This is a genomic window from Streptomyces sp. AC550_RSS872 (assembly GCF_019049285.1).
GTDB lineage: Bacteria > Actinomycetota > Actinomycetes > Streptomycetales > Streptomycetaceae > Streptomyces.
Window position 1 is genome coordinate 1 of record NZ_JAGMUL010000069.1, and the last position, 6367, is coordinate 6367.

A 6367-nucleotide genomic window follows, 5' to 3' on the forward strand; every position below is an offset into this window, starting at 1 on the left:
AATCACTGGACCACCAAGATCGGTGGGGTACGACGTGAGTTCGACACCGAGATCGTCGACCAGCTCCCTGACGAGCGGATCACGTGGCGCACCACCAGCGGTGACACCCGGCAGAAGGGCACGGTCCGCTTCCAGCGAGTGGACGACACCCACACCCGGGTGGAACTCGTGATGGACGTCGAGGCGAGCGGTGCCGCCGAGAAGGCCGCCGATGTGCTGGGGACCATCGACCGGCGCGTCAAGGGTGACATGCGGCGCTTCAAGGACTACATCGAGCACCGGGGGAGCGAATCGGGAGGCTGGCGCGGCCGCATCACACCCGGTTGAGCGTGCGTGCCTTTCTTCCGGCGGTCGGGTTGGGGATGCTGCGGGGCGGTCGGCCTTTGCGAGTCCCCAACCCGACTGGCTGCAACGGCACATACTCATGGCGCCGAACTCTCCCTCCGCCCCGCAACCGCCCAGTTGGCGAGTCGGCCGACGTCAACGTGCGGCCCGACGAGGGAATCTGACTGACCGTACGGGCGTGGGCCGCTGCGGACGCGCCCTGCTCTCCCATCCTCTCTGAGCGGCCCGAATCACGCGCTTCCCCTCCAGGGGCAGACCGCCGCCTTGTGTGAGGATGCGGCGATGGTGTGGCTTGGGACACGCAGGAGAAGCCCGGTCGGACGCGTGGCTGTCATGGTGGTGGTGACGGGTGCGGCGCTGGCGCTGACCACCTGCGTCCCGGGCGGTTCCGGCGGCATCGGCGACGGGGCCGCGGGGGACCGCGAGGCGCGCTACAGACGTGTCATCGAGGACCCCCACCCCCGCCCTGCCGATGTCATCGAGGCGGCGGGCGCGCCTGCCGGCGTCGTCCGCGCGGACGACGGCTCCCTGCTGTTGACGTACGACGCCGGCAATGTCGAGGACGACGAGGGACCGGCCGCCACCGCTTGGCGGATCGTAGGGCCCGACGGGCGTACGGTCGTCGAGCAGGCGGAACACGCGGATGCGGAGGCGGCGAGGGCCGCGTTCAAGGGGGTGCGCGGAGGCTTCGTGCGGGTGCCACCGGGAGAAGGAGCCGAGGGCACGTACGCTCTCGACGCACGCGGCAAGCGACGCGAGGTCGTGGTCACCGGTGGCCCATTGGCTCCCCGCCCCGGTGACGTCCTGCTCGCCGAGGTGGAACCGTCCTTCATCTACCGCCCTGCCACGCGTACCGTCGCGCCCCCGGCCGCGGTGCCGGAGAGCGCTGTCCGCCTCGCCGTGGACGAGCGCGGCACTGTATGGAGCCTGGACCAGCCCCTGACCGAAGACCCCGAGCGCGTCGTATGGCAGCGCGACGGCCGCACCCTCGGCTCCCGGGCTGTGCCGAATCCGTACGCAGGGGGCGTCCTCGCCGCGCGGGGCGGGGCCGCGGCACTGTCCCTCATCCGCGGCGACGGCGTTCGCGGCCTGCTGGTGACGACGGACGGCGGCGCGCACTGGCGGACGCTCCTTGACGGCGCCATCCCCTTCCGGGACTTCGAACAAGACCCGCAGTCACTGGTCCTTGAGCTGCTCGCGGACGGACGGCTGCTCGTCGGTGAGGAAGCAGGCCGCTACTGGCTCGCCACCGACCGCGCCAACCGCGTCTTCCACGAGCTGAAGACCCCGGCGGCGTTCACCTCGCTGACGGTCGACGGCACCGTGCTCTACGGCATCGCGGACGCGACGACGGCGACGTACAACCCGGTGAAGGGCGAGGGTCTGTGGATCTCCCGCGACGGCGGCCGCGGGTGGCGGCAGTACGAGCAGCGCGGATAGCAGCGGCCCTGCATGGGCGGGCCGCGCAGGATGCGGGACTGGGGGCCTGCCCGGCAGAACATGCCGGACAGGCCCCCAGCCTCGAGGAGAGCTCAGCGCTTGAGCGTGAAGGTGAAGTCGCTGGACAGCTTGCCGCTCAGCCGGACTGCCGAAACGAGCTTCCCTTCCGCGATCAGTCTCTCCACCTCGGCCCGGGAAAGACGGCAGCCTTCAGCGATCAGCCGCACCGGCCGGACCGGGATCGGCGCCGCAAAGCGGACCGAGATGTCGATCACCTCGCGATCCAGGTGATCCGATTCGCCGGTGTCCAGGCGCCAGGCGCCCGCCCAGTCCAGGGCGATGTGATTACGGCGCCGCAGGACCGGATCCTGAAGCAACTCGGCTGTCAGGCCAAGGTCGTTGGCGTGCAGACGGTCCAGCAGCTCAGGCCGTACGGAGCGCACATTCATCCGCTCCAGGACCGTGAGCTTCGCGGTTTCCCCGCACCCCGTACAGAGCACGAGGAGCCAGGCGTCGATGAGCTTGTGGTGTGCGTTGACGCGGAATTTGCCGTTCGCCCGAAAGCGCTCGGACGCGCACGTGTGGCAACGGCGGAGAACGAGCGGCAGGCAGGTGGGCGCGACCACCCAGCTATTGAGCACAGAAGTACACCGGTTTCAGTGAGAAGTCCGCAGCAGAAAGGAGCGCGGCGCACAGGCGCGACGCGCGACGAATCAGCACTCGGGAGGTCTCACACGGTGTACAACGGCGCGCCCTTCACCAGACGACTTGGAACGCCAGCACGGTAGTGGCACACAGCGGCGCCGTTCCACTGGTTTTCCGGCGCCTCACGGGAACTGCCGCGTCCTGCCCCGCTGGTGGAACTCTCGTCTTCGGGGAGGGGCTTTCGTTGTGGGCCGCGGCCCGGGGCGCCGTCGCTTCGGAGCATCGATCAGCCACGTCCCCGCCGCTGTCACGGCGAGGAAGCCCGGCGTGTGCTTCCGCACTTGTTGCCGCCACGTGAAGCCGTGCCAACCGTTGGTCAGCACCAGGAACCGGGTGGGCGAAAATCTCAGTTGATCTGGACCCCGGCCTGTGAATACTGGCTGTCGTCTCGGTTGATCCGGTCTGCTTCCGGCGCTTCGAACGGGACCAGTGGAAGGGCCGGCGCGAATGACCATGCACGATGACCAAGTGGACGTGACCACCGAAATCGTTGCGACCTTGATCCGAGAACAGTTCCCTCAGTGGAGCGGCAAGGCGATCCAACTCCTGCCGTCGACCGGGACGGTCAACGCCATATTCCGCATCGGCAACGACCTCTCTGCGCGTTTCCCACTGCGTCTGTCCGATGCTGCCGAGGCGCTGGCAGTTCTGGAACAGGAAGCTCAGGCGAGCGCGGAGCTGGCACAGGTGTCCCGGTTCCCCGCCCCGGAACCGGTCGTCTTGGGAAAGCCTGGAGCGGGTTACCCCATGCCGTGGTCGGTCCAGACATGGCTGCCCGGAACGGTCGCCTTTGATGCCGACCCGAGTGGGTCGGACGCCTTTGCCGAGGACCTTGCGGCCTTCATCGCAGGCCTGCGGGACACCAAGACGCGGGGACGGCTTTTCAGCGGCGACGGTCGTGGCGGCGTTCTCGCTCACCACGACGATTGGATGGCGAAGTGCCTGGAGGAGTGTGAGGGGCTGCTCGACGTGCCCCGGCTGCGCCAGGTGTGGAGCCGCTTTCGCGAGTTGCCCCGCACGGCTGCCGACGTGATGAGCCATGGTGACCTGATTCCCGGCAATGTACTGGTCGCGGAAGACCGGCTCAGCGGCGTACTCGACACCGGCGGATTCGGCCCGGCCGACCCCGCGCTGGACCTGGTCAGTGCCTGGCACCTGTTGCAGCCAGGCCCGCGGGAAGTGCTCCGGCGGACACTGGGCTGTGACGATCTGGAGTGGGAGCGCGGCAAGGCATGGGCCTTCGAACAGGCGATGGGTGTTGTCTGGTACTACATCGAGAGCAATCCGACGATGAGCAGAATGGGGCGCCGGACACTCGACCGCATTCTGGAGTCGATGGAGTGAGTGATGCGGCCCCGATCGTGGGCTGCGACAGAGACGATCGCCGACCGCCCCACCGACAACAGCACCAGCGGGAGCAGATCGGCTGAGACGGGACAGCCGGGTACACGAGACGACATCTAGCGTGACGAGTCCCACCATTGCACTGAACTTGTTCCGACTACCCGTGCGCCAAGCACAACTTGATCGACACGATGACGTGGGCCTTTCGGCCGGACGTTCCCGCTGTGGCGGTCCGGCGGAGCCCCGCGCCGGCGTTCAGCCGGGATGAGGTCAAGCAGTATCTGTCCGCCGTCGCCTCCCATGACGCGCCCCGAAGAGCGCTGCACGAGGCAGGGCTTGATGTCGCTGTGGATGTGAGGGGCATCCGTGTCGACGCACACCGCGAGGCGCAGCTGACCGTCGCGGCAGACCCGGAAGAGATCGATTTCCCTTTCCTGCGAGGGCGGATCCGGGATGCGCCGCGCGACTTCCACCCCGGGCGCGGGACGGGTCCCGGCGACCCTGGGTTACGTTCCTCGCTCGACGGGCTGATCTCGTGGACAGCCGCTCAACAGCGAAGGGCCTGGTCGAGTATGACGAACCGTCCGCGTATCGAGATCGTCGGTGTGATGCTCGGGTTGTCGGCGATGAAGCTGACTGATCCGTTTGTTCATTCATGGTGGCCGGGCATGTTGATCGCTGTGAGCGTTGCCGCCCTCGGCGCCTTCGCCGTTGGGCATGCTTTCAATAGCCTGCCTCTTGTTTCGCCTGCTCGGCTCGCCACCGTCTCGACGGTCATCATCTGCGGCGGTGGGGTTGTCGCCGCCGTCATCGCAGGGCCCCGGGCGAATGCCGTCCAAGAATTCGCCATAGTCCTGGCCGGCTATGTGATGTTGCGTCTCATCGGTGCGACGGTGGATCGGCTGACGTCTTGGGTGAACATCTCCTTGATCGCATCGTTCGTCGGGACCGCGGTCGGTCTGAGCACGATTCTCCTGGTGCTGGTGGCCCATCCGGACCTGCCCGTATGGGCCGTCCTGGGCATCGGGGCCGGAACCGGCTACCTGGAAGGCGTCATCACCGGCTTCGCACTGCGACCGGGGAGCACGCCGGCGCGATGAAGGGCCAGGCGGGGAAGGTAGTGCCTGCGGGCTGACCTGTGGAGCAGGGGCGAAGTCGCCGACTTGGACAGACGTCGACGGTGCCGCCGCTGAACTTTGACCGGGGACCGTCTCCCCGGCCGCCGGTGCCGCCCGTAGCCTGTGGCCAAGCAACACGGTGGCGCCGAGCGACCGTCGGCGTCACCCGCACCACGGGCCAACTCGGGGGATCCAGAAGGGGGACCCGGCCCGTGACCGGGAAGGAAACCGACCCGATGAACCTTCGCAAACGGCTCGCGCTCGCCGCGGCCGCCGTGGCAGTGGGATCCGGCCTGGCCTTCGCCCCGCTGGCCTCGGCGGCCCCGCAGGCCGCTGCCGACAGCTGCGCCTACCCGTACGTCTGCTTCTACAAGGGCTCGACGAAGACGGGCCAGTTCAAGGACGTCACCAGCGGCTGGCAGAACCTCGGTGCCAGCAAGGGCGCCACCTCGATGGTGAACACCCGCCGTGACGACATCGTCTACACGCACTTCACCAACGGCCAGACGTGGTGTACTCCGCCCCTCAACACGACCACGTTCAACTCCTGGGTGGTCGACAAGGTCCGCATCAGCTCCGCTTCCAGCTGCTGACCAGCGCCGCACAGCGACGGCCCGCACTCACCCGAAGGAGAGCGCGGGCCGTCCGCGACAGGCCGGCCGTTTCCGTGAGCCGCTCCGGATTCCGTCTCACCTGCTCCGCCATCAGTAGACGGCCACCGGCGACTAAGAACTCCTGACGAAATGATCTTCGAGGTGGTTGGATCACTCCGGGACTGATGATCCGGGGGTATGGGGTGGCTCGGTCAAAGCCGTGGCATGTCGATGACGAGCTGTGGGCGGTGATCGAGCCGCTGTTGGCTCAGGTCGCGCGTCGGCCCCGGCATCCAGGGCGGAAGCGGCATCCGGACCGTCTGGTGTTCCGGGGCATCCTGTTCGTGCTGCATACCGGGATCGTCTGGGAACACCTGCCGCAGGAGCTCGGATTCGGCTCCGGGATGACGTGCTGGCGCCGCTTGGTCGAGTGGACCCGGGCCGGCGTGTGGCCCCGACTACATGAGGTTCTCCTCGCCAAGCTCCGCAGCGCGAATGCTCTGGACTTTTCCCGTGCGGCGGGCGGCGGCTCCCACATCCGGGCGTTAAAAGGGGAGCCAGGACGGGACGAAGCCCTGTTGACCGGGGTAGGACGGGCAGCAAACACCACTTGATCACCGACGCCACCGGCATCCCGCTCGCCGCCACCCTGACCGGCGGGAACCGCAATGACGTCACCCAGCTCATCCCGCTTCTCGAAGCCGTGCCGCCCGTGCGGGGCAAGCGCGGCCGGCCCCGGCGCCGTCCCGACGTCGTACTCGGCGACCGTGGCTACGATCACGACAAGTACCGCCGCCTCGTGTGGGACCGCGGCGCAAAACC

Annotated in this window: 6 protein-coding genes and 1 pseudogene; 6 read left to right on the forward strand and 1 reads right to left on the reverse strand. The window is 68.0% G+C overall.

Going from position 1 to position 6367, the window contains the following annotated elements; all coding sequences use genetic code 11:
* Nucleotides 1–327, forward strand: a 327-nt coding sequence (locus KUM44_RS26890; protein ID WP_217211887.1) for an SRPBCC family protein, incomplete at its 5' end; no start/stop codon positions are given.
* A 351-nt stretch (nucleotides 328–678) separates the two neighbouring features.
* The gene (locus tag KUM44_RS26895) at nucleotides 679–1785 is read left to right on the forward strand and encodes a hypothetical protein (RefSeq protein ID WP_217211899.1); all 1107 of its coding nucleotides are present in this window, start codon (nucleotides 679–681) and stop codon (nucleotides 1783–1785) included.
* 92 nt (nucleotides 1786–1877) lie between these two features.
* Here the strand turns inward: KUM44_RS26895 and KUM44_RS26900 are convergent, their stop codons facing one another.
* A complete protein-coding gene (locus KUM44_RS26900; RefSeq protein WP_217211889.1) occupies nucleotides 1878–2426 on the reverse strand; it encodes a DUF1062 domain-containing protein in 549 nt (182 codons plus the stop codon).
* 511 nt (nucleotides 2427–2937) lie between these two features.
* Here KUM44_RS26900 and KUM44_RS26905 point away from each other — a divergent pair.
* The 4 genes and pseudogenes from KUM44_RS26905 to KUM44_RS45710 form a co-directional block, all read left to right on the forward strand.
* Nucleotides 2938–3834, forward strand: coding sequence for an aminoglycoside phosphotransferase family protein (locus KUM44_RS26905; RefSeq protein WP_217211891.1), 897 nt, complete (start codon nucleotides 2938–2940; stop codon nucleotides 3832–3834).
* A gap of 179 nt (nucleotides 3835–4013) precedes the next feature.
* Entirely contained in the window at nucleotides 4014–4934 is a 921-nt protein-coding gene (locus KUM44_RS26910; protein ID WP_217211893.1) for a hypothetical protein, read from the forward strand.
* A gap of 254 nt (nucleotides 4935–5188) precedes the next feature.
* The gene (locus KUM44_RS26915) at nucleotides 5189–5545 is read left to right on the forward strand and encodes a hypothetical protein (protein WP_217211895.1); all 357 of its coding nucleotides are present in this window, start codon (nucleotides 5189–5191) and stop codon (nucleotides 5543–5545) included.
* 185 nt (nucleotides 5546–5730) lie between these two features.
* Nucleotides 5731–6367 (forward strand): annotated as a pseudogene (locus tag KUM44_RS45710) (IS5 family transposase); the annotation flags it as partial.

Coding starts and splice junctions, on each gene's coding strand:
- KUM44_RS26895 (WP_217211899.1), top strand. CDS start 679: ATGGTGGTGGTGACGGGTGCGGCGCTGGCGCTGACCACCTGCGTCCCG.
- KUM44_RS26905 (WP_217211891.1), top strand. CDS start 2,938: ATGACCATGCACGATGACCAAGTGGACGTGACCACCGAAATCGTTGCG.
- KUM44_RS26915 (WP_217211895.1), top strand. CDS start 5,189: ATGAACCTTCGCAAACGGCTCGCGCTCGCCGCGGCCGCCGTGGCAGTG.